Below are 20,705 nucleotides of genomic sequence, written 5' to 3' on the forward strand. Positions count from 1 at the left end.
ACGTAACGAGCAGACGACGCCTCCGACCCTAACGGCCGGAGGCGTCGCCCGCGTCGGCCGGGCCGCGGTGGTCGGCGCGCAGAACGAAGTCCCGGCCGGGCGGGCGCGCGCTGTCAGCGGGAACCGATGAGGGCGGCCTGCCGGTGCAGGCGGGCGATGCGCTCGCCCATCGGGGGGTGGGTGGAGAAGAGGTTGGCCACGCCGCGGGCGTTGAACGGGTTGGCGATCATCAGGTGGGCGGCGCTGGTCAGCTGGCCCTGGGCCGGCAGCGGCAGATGCTGGGCGCCGTAGTGGATCTTTTCCAGGGCGCTGGCCAGGGCCAGCGGGTCGCGGGTCAGGGTGGCTCCGGAGGCGTCGGCCTGGAACTCGCGGTTGCGGCTGATCGCCAGCTGGATGATGGTCGCGGCCAGCGGGCCGAGGATCAGCATGAGCAGCAGGCTGGCCGGGTTGGGCGAGTCCTCGTCGTCGCCCCCGCCGAAGGGCAGGAAGATCGCCAGCTGGGCGACCATGGTGACGATGCCGGCCAGGGCGGCCGCGACGCTGGAGATCAGGATGTCGCGGTTGTAGACGTGCGACAGTTCGTGGCCGATGACGCCGCGCAGTTCGCGCCGGTCCAGGATCTGGGTGATGCCGACCGTGACGGCGACCGCCGCGTGCCGTGGGTCGCGGCCGGTGGCGAACGCGTTGGGCTGCATCGACGGCGACACGTAGAGGCGGGGCATGGGCTGGCCGGCATCGGCCGACAGCTCCCGGACGATCTGGTGGAGCGCGGGGAATTCCGCCTCGGTCACCGGCTGGGCGCGCATCGCCCGCAGGGCCAGCTTGTCCGAGAAGAAGTAGCTGCCGGCGTTGATGGCCAGCGACAGGAACACAGCGAACACCAGGCCGCCGCTGCCGCCGAGCCAGTAGCCCAGGGCCAGGATCAGCGCGGTCAGCAGACCCAGCAGAGCGGCCGTTTTGAGGCCGTTGTGATGGCGGTGCACAGGACACTCCTTCGACTTGCGAGCGGGGTGGGCTCGCACCTCGATGGAACATCGGAAACCGTGGAAATCATCCGGAAGTAGCTGTGAAGTCGCTGAACGTGAGCGGCTCGTGGTTGGCGTATCCGACCCGGTACGGATGCCGCGCCTGCCAGCGTCCGATCAGCTCGTGCAGCCCGGGCACCGTGAACGCCCGGGCCAGGGCCTCCCGGTCGGCCACGGTGAACCGGACGATCGCGGTGGCGACCAGCGCCGGGATGTCCTCTTCACCGGGGACGGCGATGTGCCGCCGTGCGACGAACGACCGCACGGTGCCGGAGTCGAGCATGACCTTTTCGATGTCGGCGAGATATTGATCCAGCTCCGCGTCGGGCAGCGGTTCTTCGAAGGCGACGATCATCGTGTGTTCGAGCATGGGCCAATTCTCGGCCGCTCCGGGCGTACCCGTCCAAGACCTTTTTGATCTTCAGCGATAACCTGCGGGCATGGCTGACCTGGAGAACCGCGAGCTCGAATACTTCATCGCGGTGGCCGAGGATCTGCACTTCGGGCGGGCCGCCGTCCGGCTGTCGATCGCCCAGCCGGCGCTGTCCAAGGCCATCCGGCGGATCGAGGCGCGGCTCGGTGTGCCGCTGTTCGTCCGGTCCAGCCGCCGGGTCGAGCTCACCCCGGGCGGGGAGGCGCTGCTGGAGCATGGACGGCACGCCCTCAACGCGGTCAGCGCCGCGGTCCGCAACGCCCGCCGCGCCGCCGAGGGTCAGTCGCAGCTGCGCCTCGTCCTCAAGCCCGGCGGCGACGCCGGGCTGCTGTCCGGCATTCTGGCCGCGTACGCCCGGCAGCCCGGCGCCCGCCGCGTCGACATCGTGTTCAGCGGCCCGGCCGACCGCGCCGATTTCCTGCTCGACGGGCGGGCCGACGTGGGCCTGCTCTACGCGCCGTTCGACGACCTCACCGGGCTGGCCCACGAGACGCTGATCGAGGAGGACCGGGTGGCGGTGCTGCCCGCCGGCCACCGGCTGGCCGCCCGTGCCCGGCTGGGTCTGGCCGATCTGGCTGGCGAGACCATGCCGGGTCCCGAGATCACCGACCTGACCCAGCTCCTCCAGCTGGTCAGGCTGGGCCGCATGGCCGCCGTCGTACCCCGCTCCCTGGTCGAACCGTTCCCGCCCGGCGTCACCGGCGTGCCAGTAAGTGACGCCCCGCCCAGCCGCCTCCTGCTCGCCTGGCCCGACCACGACCGCCGCCCGCTGCTGGCCGCGTTCGTGGCCGCCGCTATGACCGCCGCCGCCGTGACCACGACGACATCGTCGCTGAGCGAAGGTGGAGGCAGACTGGGTGGGTGACGAAGATTCCGCTCAGCGTTCTCGATCTGGCCACCGTCCGTGCCGGGCACTCCAGCGGCGATGCGCTGCGTGGCACGGTCGAGATCGCGAAAACCGCGGATCAGCACGGGTACGCGCGGTTCTGGGTCGCCGAGCACCACAACATGCCGGCCGTCGCCTCCACCAGCCCGGCCACGCTGATCGGGGCGGTGGCGGCCCAGACGTCGCGCATCCGGGTCGGGTCCGGCGGGGTGATGCTCCCCAACCACATGCCGTTCGTCGTGGCCGAGCAGTTCGCGCTGCTCGAGGCGCTCTACCCGGACCGGGTGGACCTGGGCATCGGGCGGGCGCCGGGCACCGACCAGGCCACCGCGGCCGCCCTGCGCGGTGTGTCGCCCTACCTGACCGTCGAGCAGTTCCCCGATCATCTGCGCACGGTGCTGGCGCTGCTCAGTGAGCAGGGTGCGCCACGTCTGCGGGCCACTCCCGAGCCCACCTCGTACCCGGAAGTCTGGATGTTGGGGTCGAGCACCTTCGGCGCGCAGATGGCCGCGGCGCTGGGACTGCCCTTCTGTTACGCATATCACTTCGCGATGACGTCCGATGTGGACAACGCGCTGCGGCTGTACCGCGACGGGTTCCAGCCGTCGGCCCGGCACCCCGCCCCGCACGCGATGGTCAGCGCCTCGGTGATCGTGGCCGGCACCAGTGAGGAGGCGCAGTACCTGGCCGGCCCGAGCCGGATCATGGCGCTCAGCCTGCGTACCGGCCGGCTCGGTCCGATCGTCTCGCCCGAGACCGCGGCACAGGCCGCGCTCAGCGACCTGGACCGGACGCTGCTCGACCAGCTGCCGGGTACGCAGTACGCGGGCACCGCCGAGGAGGTCGTCGCGGGCCTGGAACAGCTGGTCGAACGGACCGGCGCCGACGAGCTGATGATCGCCGGCGTCGTCTACGACCCGGCGACGCGCCAGGACTCGCTAATCCGCTTGGCAAAGGCCTGGAACGGATAAGAAGCTGTCCGGATGAGCTGGCACATATCCGGCAGCGTGCGGGACTACCCCGACCGGGCCGGGCCGTTCCTGCGGTCCCGCCCGGTGGAGAACACCGTGCCGCTCACCCTCTCCGAGACCTCGCCGAGCCGGGGCCCGCACCTCTACGACGGCGCCACCGACGTCGTCCTCTTCACCGACCTCGCCAATCCCACGAGCAACGCCCTCTACCAGCGGCTCGGCTACCGCCCGGTGGAGGACCGGAAGGTGGTGCTGTTCCAGTGAGCAGAGTGCTCTCGGTCAACGTCGCTGTGCCGATGCGCAGCACGGCCAAGAATGTCGGCATCACCGGCATCAACAAGGTGCCGGTCGATCATCCGATCGCGGTGCGCGCGCCCGGACCGAAGCGGACGGGTCTGCACAGCGGGCTCGTCGGCGACCAGATCTTCGACGTCAAGCACCACGGCGGTGACGACCAGGCCGTTTACGCGTACGCCAGGGAGGACTACGCCTGGTGGGAGGGCGAACTCGGTCGCGCCCTGCCCGGTGGCTTGTTCGGCGAAAACCTGACGACCGAGGGGGTACGGGTGAGCACGGCGGTGGTCGGCGAGCTGTGGCACGTCGGTGACCGTGGCCTCGTCCTGTCGCCGACCTGTTCGCGCATTCCGTGCGCCACCTTCCAGGCCCGGATGGGCGAGCGCCAGTGGACGAAGCGTTTCACCCAGGCCAACCGGACGGGCGCGTACCTCAAAGTGGTCTCTCCCGGCGACGTCCAGGCCGGCGACGCCATCGTGGTCACCGACGTGCCCGCCCACGGCGTGACCATCGCCGACTCGTTCCACGCCTACATGACCGAGCACATCGAGGTCGAAGAGCTGATCGCGTCCCGCATGACAAGCGCCTAAATTTGTCATGTGACAAGACACCTGATCCGCTACTCCGGGGCGGGCAGCTTCACGCCGGAGATCATCGCCCGGGCCGAGGGCAGCTACCTCTGGACCGAGGAGGGGCGCCGTCTGCTCGACTTCACGTCCGGGCAGATGAGCGCCATCCTCGGACACAGCCACCCCGAGGTCGTGGCCACCGTCCAGCGGCAGGTGGCAACGCTCGACCACCTGTTCAGTGGCATGCTCAGCCGGCCCGTACTCGAGCTCGCCCGGCGCCTGGCCGAATCGCTGCCCGACCCGCTCGAGAAGGTGCTGCTGCTCACCACCGGCGCCGAGTCCAACGAGGCGGCGATCCGGATGGCCAAGCTGGTCACCGGCAAGCACGAGATCGTCTCGTTCGCCCGCAGCTGGCACGGCATGACCCAGGCCGCCGCCAACGCCACCTACAGCTCCGGCCGCAAGGGCTACGGCCCCACCACCCCCGGCAACTTCGCCATCCCCACCCCCAACCCGTTCCGCCCCGACTTCGTCGACGCCGCCGGCGGTTTCGACTGGCAGCGCCAGCTCGACTACGCCTTCGACCTGATCGACGCCCAGTCCACCGGCAGCCTGGCCGCCTGCATCGTCGAGCCCATCCTCAGCTCCGGCGGCGTCATCGAACCGCCCCTCGGCTACCTGGCCGCGCTGCAGCGGAAGTGTCGCGAGCGGGGCATGCTGCTGATTCTCGACGAGGCGCAGACCGGCCTGTGCCGCACCGGCCAGTGGTACGCCTTCGAACGCGACGGCGTAGCCCCCGACATCCTCACCCTGTCCAAAACCCTGGGCGCGGGCCTCCCCTTGGCCGCGGTGATCACCAGCGCCGAGATAGAGGCCGAAGCCCACGCCCGAGGCTTCCTCTTCTTCACCACCCACGTCTCGGACCCTCTTGTCGCCGCCGTCGGCAACACCGTCCTCGACATCCTGGAACGCGACAAGCTTGACGGGGTGGCGACCGAGTCGGGCGCCTTCCTCCAGGCGGGTTTGCGCGACTTGGCCGCCAAACACGAGACCATTGCCGATGTACGCGGCCGCGGGCTGCTCGTCGGCCTGGAGCTGGTGTCCGATGAACTGGGCGCGAGGGTGACCCGCCGCTGCTTGGAGCTGGGCCTGCACATGAACGTCGTCCAACTCCCCGGCATGGGCGGCGTCTTCCGTATCGCCCCGCCCCTGACCGCCACCCGCGACGAACTCTCCGAGGGCCTCGCCATCCTCGACCAGGCCCTGTCCGGCCGATGACCCCAGCGTCGGTGCGGGCCACCGCCGCGCGGACGCTGAGGATTGCCGTACGTTTGAGGGGTGTCCGATCGAGCAGGCTCGGTAGCCGGCATTGTGGGCGTGGTGCTCGCCGCGCTCGCCCTGATAATGGCGGTCTACGTCTATTGGATGGGACGCCGGCGAACTGACGGCAGCCGTCGACAAGCGGTCTATGACCCGTGGATCCGATACGGCTTGTTGATCTTCGGTCTTCTTGCCGTTGCCTCTGTCGGCTCATGGGTGGGTGCCAGCTCGGCGGGAGCGGACCCCAGCGTGCTGGTCACTACCATCACGATGATTCCGCCGACTCTCGCGGCGATCGCGGCGATCGTGACCGCGCTCGTCGGGGCGCGAGCATTGCGAAAGAAGGATAGTAAGAAAGATCCGGGTGTCGCTCCGATCAACCACGTGTCCGGCAACATGTATCACATCTATCTCGGCGACGAGAGTGGCGGAAACGGCAGAGCATTCGAGCTCGCCGACGGAAATCTCCGAATTGATGACCGCGGTGAGTCGATCGCGGACCCACCTTTGCAGGCCTCAGTCTCCGACACCGTAGAGGTTCCCGCGGCCGGCCCGAGGCAACCCAGCCTGACCGCCGAGATCACGCAGCTTTTTTCACTGCACGACAGCGGCGCCCTGAGTAAAGAGGAGTTCGAACGAGCCAAACGGATCGCTTTCGAGGCGCATGGCACCATGGTGTCCGCGGGTACGGCGTTGCCGGGCGACGCCGACAAACCTCGAGAGCTCCAACAACGGCCTGCTGAGAAACCCGCACTGGACACGGGTGACTCCGCCGGCGCCTGAGTCGGCCTTGGCTGTCCGAACGCGGGCTTCTCGCGACGCGGGTCCGCGACGAAGCGCGTCGGCGTCGGCAGGTCGGTCATGCCAGCGCTCCACAAGCGTCGGTCGGCGCCGTGGCGCGGCCCCGCAACTGCCACGCAACCTGGAGGCAGCCGAGCTGCGTCGCGAACCGGCTCGGGTGCGCACAACGATTTGCCATGTGCGGCGCCCGCGGTGCGGCTTACCCCAACGGTCCCGCCATTGAGGCGGACGAAATTGACAGTGTCCGCCGGGACCGACGGGGCGGATCTTCGCCAGCCGCCTCGGGCCGGGCGGAATCTACGTCGCCCCGAAGGGCCGCCCAGTCACCCGCAACGCGATCAGCACGGCATTCCGTAGGGCGCCCGGCCCCCGCGTTCACTCCGGCCGACGAACAACGCTTACGGCACGGTATGACGGAAGGCGCGAGAACATGCCCTCACTCCCGCCCAGCAGCGGTCGCCCCTGGCACGGCGACCGTACGACCTCCGTCACGCCGCTGTGGTATCTCGACGGGCAGACGTAGAGTGCGCCCAGGCGGAGGCCCGGAGCACAATGACTGCTCCGGGCCTCCGTCTTGACCACGGGCGGACCTGTACCCGTTCGCCGCGCTGTCTGGGCTGCCTAAGTGCCAACCGAGGTTGCCCATAGACAACCTCCCACAGCTAGTATTGGGTAGTCAATGGCTAGTTGCGGGTGGTCTACTCGGGGAGCCAACCGAGGAGATCAGGGTGCCGCCGCGTTATCGATACGAAGAGATCGCCGACGACCTGCGTCAGCGGATCGACGCCGGAGAGTTTCCGCCGGGCTCGCGCTTGCCCAGCCGACGTGAGCTCACGGGTCATTACGAGGTGACTGAGCCGGTCGTCGACCGTGCGATGCAGATCCTACGAGTCTTGGGGATCACCGAGACGCTGGCTGGTGTCGGGGTGTTCGTCCGCGATGACGCACAACGCGGCTCCTAGTTGCTGCCGCTCACGCCCAAGGTCCTTGCCAGTCGGCGCTGACCCGGGCGAGAGCGTGACCGTGGCTCAGGAGAGCGCGGCGAACAGTAACTGGGGCATGAAGCCCAGGGCCACGGCCACCGCGGCCGCCCCGATCGTTGAGGTTGCGACCGGCCAGTGGATGGGGAGTTTGGGGAGGCGGAGGTCGGCCACCGCCAAACCGGGCGGCGAAGCGTAGAGGATCGCGGCGGTGCGGATGTAGTAGGCCAGGGCGATCACGGCGTTGACGGCCACGATGACGGCGAGCCAGGTCCAGCCGTGGTCGATCAGGGTGTCGACGATGGTGACCTTGGCGAAGAGGCCGGCCAAGCCCGGAGGCAGACCGGCCAGGCCGGACAGGGCCAGCACGAACGCCGCCGCCGGCCAGGGGGAACGGCGGGCCACGCCGCGGTAGGAGGCTATGTCGCCGCCGTGGGCGCCGGGAGGCAGCAGGGCGACGATCACGGCGAAGGCCACGAACTCCAGGGCCACGAAGAAGGTCGCGTAGGCCAGGGCCGCGGTCGTGCCCTCGGCGCCCAGCGCGAGGGGGGCCAGGATGTAGCCCGCCTGGGCTACCGAGGACCAGGCCAGCAGGCGGACCATGCCGGTCTGACGTAGGGCGACCAGGTTGCCGACGGTCATTGTCAGGACGGCGAGGATCGCGATCAGCGGGCCGGTGTCGAGGCGGGACGCGATCGCGGCCAGGGCGATCACGCCGCCCAGCTTCGAGGCTGTGGAGAGGTACGCGGCTACGGGGAGGGGGGCGCCGTCGTAGGTGGCGGGGGCCCAGGCGTGCAACGGGACCGCGGCGACCTTGAAGGCGAAGCCGATCACCACCAGGGACACCCCGACCGAGGCCAACGGGGTGGCGGGGACGGCGGTGAACGCGGCCAGGTGGAGGGTGCCGGCGGCGGCGAACACGAGGGCCGCGCCCATCAGGGCGATCGCGGTGGACACCACGCTGATCAGGAAGAAGGTCACGGCGGAGGAGGCTCCGGCGGTGGTGCGGCGAAGTCCCGTCAGGACGTACAGGGGCAGGGTCAGGGTTTCCAGGCCGACGATCAGCGTGACCAGATCGCCCGCGTAAGCGACCACCACGCCGCCGGTCATCGCCGCGGTGAGCAGGAGACAGAACTCGCCGGGTGGGGCGGGTACGCGGGCCGATAGGCCGAGGACGCCCAGGGTCAGGGCCGCGAACAGGGCGGCGAGAACGGCCGACGAACCGGTGGGCGCCCAGGAACAACCGGCGCCGGCCAGGCAGAACGTGCCCTGGGCGGGGGCCCGGAACGGGACCACCGCGGTGATCAGGGCGCCGGCTGCGGCCGTACCGAAGATCGCGGAGCGCCGGCCGGCCGTGAGGTCGACGACCAGAACCAGCACCGCCGTGGCGGCCGCGGTGTAGAGGGGCAGCAGCGCGAGGTGGTTGATGGACTGGATCACCGAAGGGCCTCCGTCATCGCGCCGAGCGGGTCGAGCGTGCCGAAGAGCACCAGCGACGGGACGAGGCCGACGGCCAGGGCCAGCAGGACGAGCGGGGCCCAGGCGAGCCATTCGACGCGCGAGATGAGGGCGAGAGGCGCGGCCGGAGCGGAAGGCGCGGGCTCAGGAAGCGCGACCGCGGTGGGCGAAGAGTCGTCGGCGACGAAGGCCGGTGGGGCCCCGTGCGTCACCCGGCGGAGCAGGCGCAGGAAGTATGCGGCGGTCAGCGCGCCGCCCACGGCCGCGATCGCCGCCAAGGTGATCCACAAGGGACCGCCCCGTCGCACCGCGGCGACCACCGCGAACGCCTCGCCCCAGAAGCCGGCCAGGCCGGGCAGCCCGAGGGACGCGATCGCGGCGAAGCCGAACAACCCGGCCAGCCTCGGCGCCGTCTCGCGCAGGCCACCCAGTGACGCCAGGTCGCCGGTGTGGGTACGGTCCTTGATCGCCCCGGCCAGGAAGAACAGCAGGCCGGTGATCACGCCGTGCGCGACGTTGCCGAGCAGCGCGGCCTGCACCCCGGTGACGGTGAGGGTGGCGATGCCGAGGAGCACGAAACCCATGTGGCCGACGCTGGAGTAGGCGATCAGGCGCTTCAGCTCGGTCTGCCGCAGACACACCAGCGAACCGATGACGATCGCGGCCACGGCCAGGACGGCGAGCACGGGTGCGGCCCAGGCGGCACCGGTGGGGGCGACGCCGACGCCGATCCGGATCAGGCCGTACGTACCCATCTTGAGCAGCACCCCGGCCAGCAGCACGCTGCCGACCGTGGGGGCCTCGGTGTGCGCGTCGGGCAGCCAGGTGTGCAGCGGCCACAGCGGGGCCTTCACCGCGAACGCCAGCGCGAACAACGTGAACGCAACATATTGCGTGTCGCGGGACAGGCCGAGGCCGCCGGTCAGGGCACTGAGGTCGGCGGTGCCGGCCGCGGCGACCACGGTGAACACGCCGAGCAGCAGGAGCACCGAGCCGAACAGCGTGTACAGCACGAACTTGCGGGCCGCCCGCCGCCGCTCCGTGCCGCCCCAGCCGGCGATCACGGCGTACATCGGCAGCAGTGTGACCTCGAAGAACAGGAAGAACAGGACCAGGTCGAAGGCCAGGAAGGTGCCGAGGATGCCCACTTCCAAGATCAAGAGCAGGGCCATCAGGGTACGCCCGGAGCCCGCGCCGGGCACCCGCTTCATGGTGTACGCGCAGCACAGCAGCGTCAGCAGACCCGTGAGGACGACCAGTGGATAGGAGACGCCGTCCACCGCCAGATGGAAGTCGACCTCCAGCGCCGGGATCCACGAATAGTTGATCTCGGCCCACGGGGTGATGTGGTTCAGGACGAGAGGACCGGCCGAACCGGCCAGTCCCAGCACCGCGGTGAGCCCGAAGGTGACCGCGGCGCCGACCAACGCGACCAGCTTGCCGGCGCGCTCGGGCAGCAGCGCGGCGATCAGGGCGGCCAGGGCGGGCACGGCGAGGACGGCGATCAACGCCACCGAGTACTGGTCGAGGCCGGGGTTCATGACGAGGCTCCGTAGACGGCGGCGACCACGCCGAGCAGCAGCGCGCCGGTGAAGACGGCGACCGCCGCGCGGGGCAGGGCGGCTCGATGCGCGGCGCTGAGCAGCGTCCCGAAGCCGGTGGCGGTGCGGCCCACGCCCTCGACCGTGCCGTCGACCACGCGTTCGTCGGTCCACTTGACCGCGCCGGCCAGCGCCCGCACCGGCCGGACGATCAGCCGGTCCTGCACCGCGTCCAGGTAGAACGCGTTGGCCAGCACCGGACGCACCCGGCCGAGAGCGAGCACCGGATCGGCACCGGGCGCCGCGTGCCACAGCCACCAGGCCGTGCCGGCGCCGGTCGCCAGGAGCAGCAACGGCAGCAGGATGGCCACGTCGAGGTGGGGCTGTTCGAGTTCCAGGGCGGTACGGAAGGCCGGCGCGAACGCCACCAGGCCGAGCAGGGCCGCCGGAACCGCCAGCACGAGCACCGGCCAGCGCATCACCCGCGGCGGATCGTGGGCCACGCCGGGCGCGTCGTACCGGGCGTCGTCGAAGCCGACCTCCCAGTCCGGTCCGTCCGGCCCGTACGCGCGTGAAGGTCCGAAGAACGCCCGCAGCAGCAGCCGGGTCGAATACCAGGCCGTGACCAGCACGCCGACCAGCGCCGCGACCCAGACGGTCCAGGCGGTCCAGGCCGGCACCGGCTCACCGCCGCCGGTGGCGTGCGCGGCGGCGACCAGAACGTTCTCCTTCGACCAGAAGCCGGCCAGCGGCGGCAGCCCGGCCAGCGCGGCCAGCCCGACCACGAAGGCCCAGAAGGTGGCCGGCATCGCCCGGCGCAGACCGCCCATCCGGGACAGGTAGTTGGTGCCGACCGCGTGGATCACCGCGCCGGCCGCGAGGAACAGCAGCGCCTTGAAGGCGGCGTGGGTGAGCAGGTGAAACAGGGCGGCGGCGGGCGAGCCGACGGCCAGCGCACCGGTCATGTAGCCGATCTGCGAGACGGTCGACCAGGCCAGCACCCGCTTGAGGTCGTCCTGGGCGGTCGCGGCGAGCGCACCGAGCAGCAGGGTGACCGCGGCCATCACACCGAGGGTGGCCAGCGCCGCCGGGGACCGCGCATAGAGCGGATAGAGCCGGAACACCACGTACACGCCGGCGGCGACCATGGTGGCCGCGTGGATCAGCGCGGAGATCGGCGTCGGGCCGGCCATCGCGTCGGGCAGCCAGGTGTGCAGCGGGAACTGGGCGCTCTTGCCGGCCGCCCCGGCCAGGACCAGCAGCAACGCGGCGGTCAGGGTGCCGGTCGAGTAGGGGTGGGCGAGCACGTCGGCGATCCGGAACGAGCGGGCCGACCAGCCCAGCAGCGCGATGCCGAGCAGAAAGCCGACGTCGCCGACCCGGGTGACCAGGAACGCCTTGACCGCGGCGGCCGGGGCCTCGGGCAGCCGGCGGTCGTGACCGATCAGCAGGTATGAGCAGACGCCCATCACCTCCCAGCCGACCAGCAGCAGGATCAGGTCACCGGCGGTCACCACGAGCAGCATCGCGCCGGTGAACAGCGATATCTGCGCTGCATACGGTGCGTAGCGGGGGTCGTCGTGGAGGTAACCGATCGAGTAGATCTGAACGGCCAGGGCCACCACCGTCACCGCGAGACAGACGTAGAGCGCGGCGGTGCCGGCCGAGAACGCCAGGGTCACGTTCAGGTCGCCGAGGCGTACCCAGCTGATCTGCCCTTGAAAGGGACCGTCGGCAACGATCAGCAGGGCCACGGTCAGCCCGAACGCCACTGCCGCACCGGTGACTCCGAGCGCGGCGGCTCGCTTCCGGCCGGCCCGATCGCCCGGATTCAGGAGCAGACCGACCAGACCGAGCAGCAGGGGTACGCCCGGGAGCAGCGCCGCGATCATCCGTCGACCCGCTCGAGCTCGACCTCGTCGATCGCCACGGCCCGGCGCAGCCGGTAGTACTGCAGGACGATGGCCAGCCCGACGCCCACCTCGGCGGCGGCCAGCACGATGACGAACAGCGTGAACACCGCTCCCGCGTGCGGCGTGGCGCTCCTGGTCGTGACGTCGGCCGTGACGAAGACCAGGTTGACCGCGTTCAGCATCAGCTCGACGGCCATCAGCACCAGGATCGCGTTGCGCCGCCGCAGCACGCCGTAGACGCCCAGCCCGAAGAGGATGGCCGCGATCGCGTACGGGATCACCGCGTGCACCTAGTCACGCCCCTTGATGTCGGACCCTTTTGTGTCGCTCCCCGTGACGCCGGCCGCTTCGGCGTCGCGCACTGTGACGCCGGACCCTTCGGCGTCACGCAATGTGGCGCCGGGCGCTTCAGCGTCACGCAATGTGGCGCCGGGCGCTTCAGCGTCGCGGCCCGTGATGTCGGGCCGGGACAGGATGATCGCACCGACCAGGGCGGCCAGCAGCAGGATGGAGATCACCTCGAAGGGCAGGACCCAGCTGCCGAAGATCTGCGTACCCATCCGCGCCGTGGTGCCGGCCTCCGGTAGCGGGTAGATCGCCCAGCGGAAGGCGTCGGCCAGCAACGCGGCCAGGCCCAGGCCCACTCCCCCGCCGACCAGCAGGGCCGGCCAGGCCGGTCGGTCCAGGTCGTCGGAGGCGCCGATCGGGGCGCGGGTCAACATCACGGCGAAGAGCAGGAGTACGACGACCGCGCCGACGTAGACCAGCACCTGGACCCAGGCGACCAGCTCGGCCCCGAGGACCAGGTAGAGGCCGGCGATCGCGCCCAGGCCGACGACCAGGTAGAGACCGGCCCGGACCAGATGCTTGGAGGTGACGACGAGGGCGCCGGCGCCGATCGCGACCACGCCGAGCGCCAGCAGCAGAGCGTCGGCGACGGTCACCCTTCAGACTCCGCATCCGGTGCGGGCGCGGGGCTTTCCGCAGGCAGGGCGGCCTTCGTCACCGGCGGCACGGGGCTTTCCGCAGGCAGGGCGGCCTTCGTCACCGGCGGCACGGGGCTTTCCGCAGGCGGGGCGGCCTTCGCGGGAGGTTCGCGGCGGGGGCGGGCCGGGACGCTCTTGGCCGCGGTGGCCGCGCCCGGGCCGGCGGCCTTCTTGGCCGCGGTCGCCTCCTCCTTCGAGGGCTCGCCGAGCACGTCGTGGGCGGGCGGCGGCGGCACGGTCGGCATCCACTCGCCCAGCCGCTGCTTGTCGTGCAGCAGGTCGCGGAGGTCCAGCTCGGAATACTCGAACTCGGGCGTCCAGTGGAGCGCGTCGAACGGGCACACTTCGATGCAGATGCCGCAGTACATGCACAGCGAGAAGTCGATGTCGAACCGGTCGAGCACGTTGCGCTGCCGCGGCCGGGCCGCCCCCGGGACGACGACCTCTTCCTTGTGCGAGTCGATGTAGATGCACCAGTCCGGGCACTCCCGGGCGCACAGCATGCAGACCGTGCAGTTCTCCTCGAGCAGGGCGATCACCCCGCGCGAGCGGGGCGGCAGCTCGGGCTCGACATCCGGGTACTGCTGGGTCGTACTGCGCTTGGTCATCGTGCGCAGCGTGACCGCGAGCCCGTTGATCAGGCCCGCTCCCGGCGTGCTCTTCTCCCCGTTCTCACTCACAAGTGACCATCCTGCCCCCTCACTCCCTCGGGTGCGAGCAGGCCCCCCGTGTGGATCTTCCGGTACGGTGAGTCAAAGGGTGAGCGCCCCTCTCTGGAGGCCCGAAATGACCGCTGCGACGAGCGAGCACCCGCCCGCCAACGGGTGGACCGCTGAGGACTTGGAACGCTTCCCCGATGACAACGTCCGCCGCGAGTTGCTCGATGGAGTGCTCCTCGTCTCTCCCTCCCCCTCCCGTATTCATCAGACACTGGCGGCTCGGCTGGTCGTCGCGCTCGAAGATTTCTGTCCGCCCGATCAAGCGGTCACCCAGAACGTCGACGTCCGGTTCAGTGAGCGCCGATCTTTCGCTCCGGACGTGCTCGTCATCACCGCGGCCGCGGCCGACCGGACCGGGCGACTGTATGAACCCCACGAACTGGTCCTCGCCGCCGAGGTCGTTCACCGACGTCAGTGGGGATGGATCGCATCACCAAGCCGGCCATCTACGCCGGCGCCGGCATTCCGTATTTCTGGCGCATCGAGACCGACGGCGGCATCGCCGTCCATGTTCACCGGCTGGACCCGGTAAACGAGAGCTATCAGCTCATCGGCACGTTCCGCGATGCGATTGTTCTCGACGAGCCGTGGCGGATCGACATCCCGATCAGCCGGTTGACGCCGCCTCAGTTCAAGCAGGCTTGACTCTGACACTGTGTCAGGCGGTCTCGTGGGTGGCATGACTGATTACATGCGCCCCGGGGTGATGACCGACCCGGGCGAGCTCAGCGGGCGGCTGGACGGGCTGCCGGCGGACGTGGCCGGGGTCGGGCGGGTGGTTCAGGGGCTGCTGATCCATGAGTTTCTGGGGGACCTGTACGGGGTCACGCTGACCGACGCGCAGAAGGAGACCGTGCACCTGCGGAAGGTGTCGGACATGCTCGCGGGGATCGTGGCTCTCGACGGGCGGCCGCTGGACCAGGCCCGGACACCGGATCGGCGGCTCGTGACCAACTGCCGCGGGTTCACCGTGCTGGCCGTGACGCTGCTGCGGCGGGCCGGTGTGGCGGCTCGGGCCCGGTGCGGGTTCGGGACGTACTTCGGGGACGGGATGCGCGGCGATCACTGGGTCGCCGAGTTTCATGACGGGCAACGGTGGCGGCTGTTCGACGCGCAGATCGACTCCGTGTTCGGGGACGCGATCAAGGCTGACTTCGACGTCACGGACATCGCGCGGGATGTGTTCATCGTCGCGGGAGACGGATGGCGGCGGTGCCGGGACGGGCAGGACGACCCGCAGCGGTACGGGCTGACCGGCGTCGGCCAGGGCTGGTGGTGGATCGCCGGGAACATGGTGCGGGACGCGGCCGCCCTGGACAACGTCGAGATGTTGCCGTGGGACTGCTGGGGTGCGATGCCCGAACGGGACCGGGAACCGGACGACTGGGAGTTCTTCGATCGGCTGGCCGCCGGTCGGGTCGACACCGCGAACGACGATCGGGTCCGCGTACCCGACAAGGTTTGGAATGCCTTGAGGGAACGCGACGAAGCGGTCAGGTGAGGACCTTCACCACCGCGGTCAGCACCAGCTGGCCGAGCGCGACCGGCACGAGGACCAGCCAGCACAGGCGTTGCAGCTGGTCCTCGCGCAGGCGGGGATAGCTGACCCGGAGCCAGATGATCACGAAGGACACCGCGAACGTCTTGGCCAGCGTCCACAGCCAGCCGAGGTGGTCGGCGAACGGGCCGTGCCAGCCGCCGAGGAACAGGATCGTGGTCAGGCCGGCGATCACAACGATGCCGACGTATTCGGCCAGCAGGAAGAACGCGAAGCGCAGGCCGGTGTACTCGGTCATGTAGCCGAAGACCAGCTCGGAGTCGGCGATCGGCATGTCGAACGGCGGGCGGCGGATCTCGGCCAGGCCGGACACGAAGAACACGAGCGCCGCCGGCAGCTGCCAGATCAGCCACCACGGGCGCCACGCCTCGACGATGCCGGGCAGGCTGAGCGTGCCGGCGGCCATGGCCACGCTGGCCGCGGCGAGCACCAGCGGCAGCTCGTACCCGAGCAGCTGGGCCGCGCCGCGCAGGCCGCCGAGCAGGCTGTATTTGTTGGCCGAGGCCCACGCCGACATCAGCACGGCCACCACGCCGACACCGAGCACGGCCAGGACGAAGAACAGGCCGACGTCCATGGCCTGGGCGACGAGGCCGCCGGGTCCGAGGGGCAGGGCCAGAAAGACCAGGAGGTACGGGAAGAGCGCGACCAGGGGTGCCAACCGGAAGACGGTACGGTCGGCCGCCCGCGGCGTGATGTCCTCCTTTTGCACGAACTTGACGCCGTCGGCGATCAGCTGGGCCCAGCCGTGGAACGCTCCGGCGTACATCGGGCCCAGCCGTGCCTGCATGTGGGCCATGACCTTGTGCTCGGTCTGGCCCACGACCAACGGCAGGATCAGGAAGCCGAGCACCACGGCGACCACCCGGACGGCCAGGTCGAGCCAGAGCGGCATCAGCGTGGACCCCATTCGCCCGGAGCGGGTACGCCGGGCGGCCGTATCGGTGCCCGCTTGGCCGGGCCGCCGCCCTCGGACTCCCCCGGCTCCTTGGCGCCGGGCCAGGCCTTGGCCACCCGCGAGGCCAGGATGAACTCCTTGCGCAGCGGATGCCCCTCGAAGCCGGGCGGCAGGAGCAGCGGTCGCAGGTCGGGGTGCCGGGCGAAGGCGATGCCGAACATCTCGTACGTCTCGCGCTCGTGCCACGCGGCGCCCGGGTAGAGGTCGGTGAGCGTCTCGACCACCGGGTTGTCCTTGGGCGCCCGGGCCCGCAGCAGCACACCGTGCTTGCGGCGGGTCGACCACAGGTGGGCGACCACCGAGAAGCCGCCGTCGAGCTCGTCCACCGCGGACAGCCAGTCGAAGAAATCGCAGCCCAGCCCGCCCGGGTCGAGGGCCAGGCCGGCGGCCTGCCACCAGCGGGCGACCGGAACGTCGACGACCGCGCGGGCGTGCCCCTCGCCGCCGCCGGACACGCTCGCCGCGACCTCGTCAGCCTCCGCGGCGGCGGCCGCGGCGACCGCGTCGGCCTCCGGCGCGGCGATCGCCGTGGTGACCACCGGGGCGGGCGCCGGTGCTTCCGCCAGCAGTGCGACGAGTCGCTCGCCGACCTCTTCGGGCGTCATGCAGGCATCCTATGCGCGACGCTCAGAACCGGTGGTAGCCCCGGGCGGTATCGGCCGCCCGGAGCTGGAACTGTCAGTTGAGGCCCGGGAGGCGGCCGTTGCGGAAGACGTCGACGAAGTCCTGGTGGTCCTCGCGGGCCTGGTCGCCGTAACGGTGGGCGAACTCGATCAGGTGCGTGACGAAACCCTCGGGATCCTGGTCGACCACGGCGACGATCGACTCCTCGGTGGAGAAGTCGACCAGGTCGTGCGACGACTCGTCATCGGCGACCGAGTGCATCCGGGCCACCGCGCGGCCCAGATCGCTGATCACGCCGGACAGTTCCTCCGGCTCGTTCACGTCGGCCCAGTCCAGGTCGGCCGCGTACGGCGACACCTCGGCGACCAGCTGACCCACCCCGTGCAGATCGGTGTAGCCCACCCACGGGTCGGCGTGCGCCTGCAACGCGTGCTGCGACTCGGCCGTACGGTGGCCCTGGTGCTTGAAATAGGCCTTGACCCGCTCGTCGTCGATCCAGCGGGCGACGGCCGGAACCTGCGCCTGCTTCATGTAGATGATCACGTCGTTCTCGAGCGCCTCGGTGTGCCCCTCGAGCAGCAGGTTGTACGACGGCAGCCCGGCCGAGCCGATGCCCACGCCCTTGCGCAGCTTGATGTCCTTGATCTTGGTGGACAGCGGCCGGCTCCGCTCCGGCAGCGTCGTCAGGTAGCGGTCGAACGCCTCGCGCACGGCCGCCTCGGTTTCGCCGTCGACCTCGAAAACGCCGTCGCCGACCGAGAACCGGCGCTCGTAGTTCTCGATCGCGGTCTGCCCGGCCAGCAGGTCGACCCGGGTGTTCAGCCGCGCCTCCTGCAGCACCTCGCGCAGCACGCCGTCGGCGGTCTTGAGCGTGATCGAGCCGATCGCGTCGTCGCCGCCCTTCGCGATCGCGCGCAGCTCGGTCAGGTAGGACTCGGCGAACGTGCGGACCAGGGCGGTGATGTGGTCGTCGGAGAGCGCCTTGGCGTACCCGATCAGCGCCACGCTGGCACAGAACCGTTTGAGGTCCCAGGAGAACGGCCCCACGTACGCCTCGTCGAAGTCGTTGACGTTGAAGACGAGCTGGCCGTCGGCGTTCATGTAGGTGCCGAAGTTCTCGGCGTGCAGGTCACCGTGGATCCACACCCGGCTGGTGTGCTCGTCCAGAAATCGATCATCGGCGTACGAGCCGGTCAGGTCGGCGTAGAACAGCGACGCACTGCCCCGGTAGAAGGCGAACGGCGACGCCGCCATCTTTCGGAACTTACGCCGGAAGGCCGCGGGATCCTGCGCCATCAGGTCGCCGAATTCCCTGCTCAGTACGTCGATGATGAAGTCGGCCCGCGACTGTTCGGTCATGAACCGGAGATTATCCCCCGGATGCCACCGGCGGGACGACCAACGGGGCAGACAACGAGGCCGCGTCGCGCAGCGGGTCGGGCCGGGGCACACCGCCGGGGCCGGACTGCTCACCGGCGATCTTTTCCTGCAGGCGCAGGATGCCGTGCAGCAGCGCCTCGGGGCGGGGCGGGCAGCCGGGCACGTAGACATCGACCGGGATGAGCTGGTCGACACCCTTGGTCACCGAGTACGAGTCCCAGTACGGGCCGCCGCAGTTGGAGCAGGAACCGAACGAGATCACGTATTTGGGCTCGGGCATCTGGTCATAAAGTCGTTTGATGGCCGGCGCCATCTTGTCGGTGACCGTGCCCGACACCACCATCAGGTCGGCCTGCCGCGGGCCGTGCGCGAACGGGATCACACCCAGCCGCATGAAGTCGTGCCGGCCCATGCTGGACGCGATGAACTCGATCGCGCAGCAGGCCAGGCCAAAGTTGAAGACCCACAGCGAGTAGCGGCGCCCCCAGTTCAGCACGAACCGGATGGGCTCTCCGAGAACTCCAGGCAAGGCCACGGCAATTAAGGTACGCCTCAGAGCACCGGCCGCTGCAACTGGCTGAGAAAGCCGGTCAGCAGGGCCTCGCGCAGGGCCGGGGGTGCCACGTTCAGCAGCGTGTTCACGGCGGCCATGGGACCGGCGGCGCCGTCGGACAGGCCGAGCCCGGCGGCCAGCCCGGCGACCAGCTGCGGGGTCACCGCCGCCGGGGTCAGCGCGCCCGCCGTGGCCAGCAGGTCGGCGGGGAGCCGGACCGGGCCGCGGGCGCGGGTGGCGGCGACCGCGTCGACCAGGTCGGACGCGAACGCGGCGGTGGTCGGGCGCACCGCGGCGGTCACGGTCAGGTGGATGGTCGGCGGGAGTTTGCCGTACCCGAGCTGGGGCTGGGTGTGCCAGCCGCGGGCGGCCAGTTCGTCGGCGAGTACGAACGGGTCCACGCCGTCCTCGGTGGTCAGGCAGACCACCGTCGTCTCAGCCGGCGCGTACAGGCGTACCCCCTCGGTCGCCTGCACCGCCGCGGCCAGGGTGACCACAGCCTCACGGGTCTCCCGGGCCAGGTCCAGATATCCGGCGTCGCCGACGTGGCGCAACACGGCCAGCGCGGCGGCGATCGGCCCGCCGGACCGGGTCGACGACACCCCCGGGTTGATCATCGTGTAGCCCGGCCAGTCCGCGTACGCGAAGTACTGCGGCAGCCGCAGCGCCTGGTCACGGTGCAGAAGCACGGAGACACCCTTGGGCGCGTACGCGTACTTGTGCAGATCCACCGAGATGCTGGTGACGCCGGGCACGGACAGGTCGAAGGCCGGCAGCTCGGCGCCCAGCCGGCGCAGATAGGGCAGCACCCAGCCGCCGAAGCATGCGTCCACGTGGCAGCGCACGTCCAGGCTCGCCGCCGCCTCGGCGACCTCCGCGATCGGGTCGATCACCCCGTGCGCGTACGACGGCGCCGACGCCGCCACCAGCACTGTCTCGTAACGGATGGCCGCCCGCATGGCCTCCGGATCGGCGCGCAGGTCCTGGTTGACCGGCACCACGTCGAGTCCGACGCGCAGGTAGTGGGCGGCCTTGGCGAACGCGGCGTGCGCGGTCGACGGCACCACGATCCGGGGCTGGTCGATCTCCGGGCGGGCGTCGCGGGCCGCCTTCACCGCGAGCAGCAGCGACTCGGTGCCGCCGCTGGTCACCGTGCCCACCGTCTCGCTGGTGCCGCCGAGCAGCCGGGCGGCCGCGCCGACCAGGGCGTTCTCCATCGCCAGGAGCGACGGGAAGGCGGTCGGGTCGAGGCCGTTGACGTGCGCGGAGAGGGCGTACGCGGCCTGCGCCAGCTCGTCCAGCCCGGCGATGTCGGCGTCGTAGACGTACGCGAACAGCCGGCCGCCGTGCGTGGGGAGGTCGGCGGCGCGCAGCTCACGCAGCTCGGCCAGCACCTGAGCAGCGGAAACGCCGGTCGGCGGCAGCGCATCGATCATGCCGCCGACGCTATCCCAGCTGCTCCCTTTGCTCTGAGCACATATATGCATCACCCCGGCCCGATGCAAATTTGTGCTCAGAGCAAGGGGCCTTGCTCTGAGCACATATACGCATCCCTCAGGGCCTGATGCATATATGTGCTCAGAGCAAAGGACGCTCGTCGGGTATGCGCTCAGAGCACAGGCCGCTCGTCACGTACGCACTCAGAGCACAGGCCGCTCGTCACGTACGCACTCAGAGCACAGGCCGCTCGTCACGTACGCACTCAGAGCACAGGCCGCTCGTCACGTACGCACTCA

23 protein-coding genes are annotated in these 20,705 nt (G+C 70.3%); 10 read left to right on the forward strand and 13 right to left on the reverse strand.

All coding sequences use genetic code 11. The features are described from left to right. Positions 1–113: 113 nt before the first annotated feature. Together htpX and ACGFIO_RS25680 are read right to left on the reverse strand one after the other, a co-directional pair. Entirely contained in the window at positions 114–983 is an 870-nt protein-coding gene (gene htpX, locus ACGFIO_RS25675) for a zinc metalloprotease HtpX (protein ID WP_392829290.1), read from the reverse strand. Positions 984–1,050: 67 nt separating this feature from the next. Further along, positions 1,051–1,395, reverse strand: a complete 345-nt coding sequence (locus ACGFIO_RS25680) for a hypothetical protein (protein WP_392829291.1) — start codon at positions 1,393–1,395, stop codon at positions 1,051–1,053. Positions 1,396–1,465: 70 nt separating this feature from the next. Between ACGFIO_RS25680 and ACGFIO_RS25685 the strand changes: the two genes are divergently transcribed. From ACGFIO_RS25685 to ACGFIO_RS25715, 7 genes are all read left to right on the forward strand, one after another. Then, entirely contained in the window at positions 1,466–2,323 is an 858-nt protein-coding gene (locus ACGFIO_RS25685) for a LysR family transcriptional regulator (RefSeq protein WP_392829292.1), read from the forward strand. Continuing rightward, entirely contained in the window at positions 2,320–3,315 is a 996-nt protein-coding gene (locus ACGFIO_RS25690) for an LLM class flavin-dependent oxidoreductase (RefSeq protein ID WP_392829293.1), read from the forward strand. Before ACGFIO_RS25685 ends, ACGFIO_RS25690 begins: the two co-directional genes overlap by 4 nt. 12 nt (positions 3,316–3,327) lie before the next feature. Beyond that, positions 3,328–3,579 (forward strand): GNAT family N-acetyltransferase, encoded by a 252-nt coding sequence (locus tag ACGFIO_RS25695; protein ID WP_392829294.1) that lies wholly within the window; start codon positions 3,328–3,330, stop codon positions 3,577–3,579. Next, positions 3,576–4,199 carry an MOSC domain-containing protein gene (locus tag ACGFIO_RS25700; protein WP_392829296.1) on the forward strand — a complete coding sequence of 208 codons (624 nt, stop codon included), beginning with the start codon at positions 3,576–3,578 and terminating at the stop codon, positions 4,197–4,199. The genes ACGFIO_RS25695 and ACGFIO_RS25700 overlap by 4 nt, the downstream gene beginning before the upstream one ends. Positions 4,200–4,208: 9 nt before the next feature. Continuing rightward, positions 4,209–5,456: an aspartate aminotransferase family protein gene (locus ACGFIO_RS25705; RefSeq protein ID WP_392829298.1), complete on the forward strand. Its 1,248-nt coding sequence runs from the start codon at positions 4,209–4,211 to the stop codon at positions 5,454–5,456. A gap of 60 nt (positions 5,457–5,516) precedes the next feature. Then, complete coding sequence (locus tag ACGFIO_RS25710; protein WP_392829300.1) at positions 5,517–6,281, forward strand: SHOCT domain-containing protein; 765 nt, start codon at positions 5,517–5,519, stop codon at positions 6,279–6,281. A 746-nt stretch (positions 6,282–7,027) separates the two neighbouring features. Further along, the gene (locus ACGFIO_RS25715) at positions 7,028–7,261 is read left to right on the forward strand and encodes a winged helix-turn-helix domain-containing protein (protein WP_392829301.1); all 234 of its coding nucleotides are present in this window, start codon (positions 7,028–7,030) and stop codon (positions 7,259–7,261) included. Positions 7,262–7,327: 66 nt separating this feature from the next. On the opposite strand, the gene ACGFIO_RS25720 is transcribed toward ACGFIO_RS25715, so the two are convergent. Genes ACGFIO_RS25720 through ACGFIO_RS25745 form a run of 6 tightly spaced genes read right to left on the reverse strand, consistent with a single transcriptional unit; the run spans position 7,328 to position 13,857 of the window. Further along, positions 7,328–8,719: an NADH-quinone oxidoreductase subunit N gene (locus ACGFIO_RS25720; protein WP_392829303.1), complete on the reverse strand. Its 1,392-nt coding sequence runs from the start codon at positions 8,717–8,719 to the stop codon at positions 7,328–7,330. Further along, on the reverse strand, positions 8,716–10,278 hold the full coding sequence (locus ACGFIO_RS25725; RefSeq protein ID WP_392829304.1) for a NuoM family protein: 1,563 nt from the start codon (positions 10,276–10,278) through the stop codon (positions 8,716–8,718). The genes ACGFIO_RS25720 and ACGFIO_RS25725 overlap by 4 nt, the downstream gene beginning before the upstream one ends. After that, a complete protein-coding gene (locus ACGFIO_RS25730; RefSeq protein ID WP_392829306.1) occupies positions 10,275–12,170 on the reverse strand; it encodes an NADH-quinone oxidoreductase subunit L in 1,896 nt (631 codons plus the stop codon). Before ACGFIO_RS25730 ends, ACGFIO_RS25725 begins: the two co-directional genes overlap by 4 nt. Next, positions 12,167–12,481: an NADH-quinone oxidoreductase subunit NuoK gene (nuoK, locus tag ACGFIO_RS25735; RefSeq protein ID WP_392829308.1), complete on the reverse strand. Its 315-nt coding sequence runs from the start codon at positions 12,479–12,481 to the stop codon at positions 12,167–12,169. Before nuoK ends, ACGFIO_RS25730 begins: the two co-directional genes overlap by 4 nt. Continuing rightward, entirely contained in the window at positions 12,482–13,135 is a 654-nt protein-coding gene (locus ACGFIO_RS25740) for an NADH-quinone oxidoreductase subunit J (protein WP_392829310.1), read from the reverse strand. Further along, complete coding sequence (locus tag ACGFIO_RS25745) at positions 13,132–13,857, reverse strand: NuoI/complex I 23 kDa subunit family protein (RefSeq protein ID WP_392829312.1); 726 nt, start codon at positions 13,855–13,857, stop codon at positions 13,132–13,134. Before ACGFIO_RS25745 ends, ACGFIO_RS25740 begins: the two co-directional genes overlap by 4 nt. A gap of 106 nt (positions 13,858–13,963) precedes the next feature. On the opposite strand from ACGFIO_RS25745, the gene ACGFIO_RS25750 reads away from it, so the two are divergent. Genes ACGFIO_RS25750 through ACGFIO_RS25760 form a run of 3 tightly spaced genes read left to right on the forward strand, consistent with a single transcriptional unit; the run spans position 13,964 to position 15,397 of the window. Next, positions 13,964–14,428 carry a Uma2 family endonuclease gene (locus ACGFIO_RS25750; protein WP_392829314.1) on the forward strand — a complete coding sequence of 155 codons (465 nt, stop codon included), beginning with the start codon at positions 13,964–13,966 and terminating at the stop codon, positions 14,426–14,428. Then, complete coding sequence (locus ACGFIO_RS25755) at positions 14,317–14,541, forward strand: hypothetical protein (protein ID WP_392829558.1); 225 nt, start codon at positions 14,317–14,319, stop codon at positions 14,539–14,541. Before ACGFIO_RS25750 ends, ACGFIO_RS25755 begins: the two co-directional genes overlap by 112 nt. A 34-nt stretch (positions 14,542–14,575) precedes the next feature. Next, positions 14,576–15,397: a transglutaminase domain-containing protein gene (locus tag ACGFIO_RS25760; protein ID WP_392829315.1), complete on the forward strand. Its 822-nt coding sequence runs from the start codon at positions 14,576–14,578 to the stop codon at positions 15,395–15,397. Here ACGFIO_RS25760 and ACGFIO_RS25765 read toward each other — a convergent pair. The 5 genes from ACGFIO_RS25765 to ACGFIO_RS25785 form a co-directional block, all read right to left on the reverse strand. Then, positions 15,390–16,349 (reverse strand): NADH-quinone oxidoreductase subunit H, encoded by a 960-nt coding sequence (locus ACGFIO_RS25765; protein WP_392829316.1) that lies wholly within the window; start codon positions 16,347–16,349, stop codon positions 15,390–15,392. The genes ACGFIO_RS25760 and ACGFIO_RS25765 overlap by 8 nt on opposite strands. Beyond that, positions 16,349–17,017: an NADH-quinone oxidoreductase subunit C gene (locus tag ACGFIO_RS25770; RefSeq protein ID WP_392829318.1), complete on the reverse strand. Its 669-nt coding sequence runs from the start codon at positions 17,015–17,017 to the stop codon at positions 16,349–16,351. The genes ACGFIO_RS25765 and ACGFIO_RS25770 overlap by 1 nt, the downstream gene beginning before the upstream one ends. 73 nt (positions 17,018–17,090) lie before the next feature. After that, positions 17,091–18,395 carry a DUF2252 domain-containing protein gene (locus ACGFIO_RS25775; RefSeq protein ID WP_392829320.1) on the reverse strand — a complete coding sequence of 435 codons (1,305 nt, stop codon included), beginning with the start codon at positions 18,393–18,395 and terminating at the stop codon, positions 17,091–17,093. Between the two features lie 10 nt (positions 18,396–18,405). Beyond that, positions 18,406–18,951 (reverse strand): NADH-quinone oxidoreductase subunit B, encoded by a 546-nt coding sequence (locus tag ACGFIO_RS25780; protein ID WP_392829322.1) that lies wholly within the window; start codon positions 18,949–18,951, stop codon positions 18,406–18,408. A gap of 17 nt (positions 18,952–18,968) precedes the next feature. After that, a complete protein-coding gene (locus ACGFIO_RS25785; RefSeq protein WP_392829323.1) occupies positions 18,969–20,405 on the reverse strand; it encodes a pyridoxal phosphate-dependent decarboxylase family protein in 1,437 nt (478 codons plus the stop codon). Positions 20,406–20,705: the final 300 nt, after the last annotated feature.

Origin of the sequence: Actinoplanes sp. NPDC049265 (assembly GCF_043197135.1) — a bacterium.
Classification (GTDB): Bacteria; Actinomycetota; Actinomycetes; order Mycobacteriales; family Micromonosporaceae; genus Actinoplanes.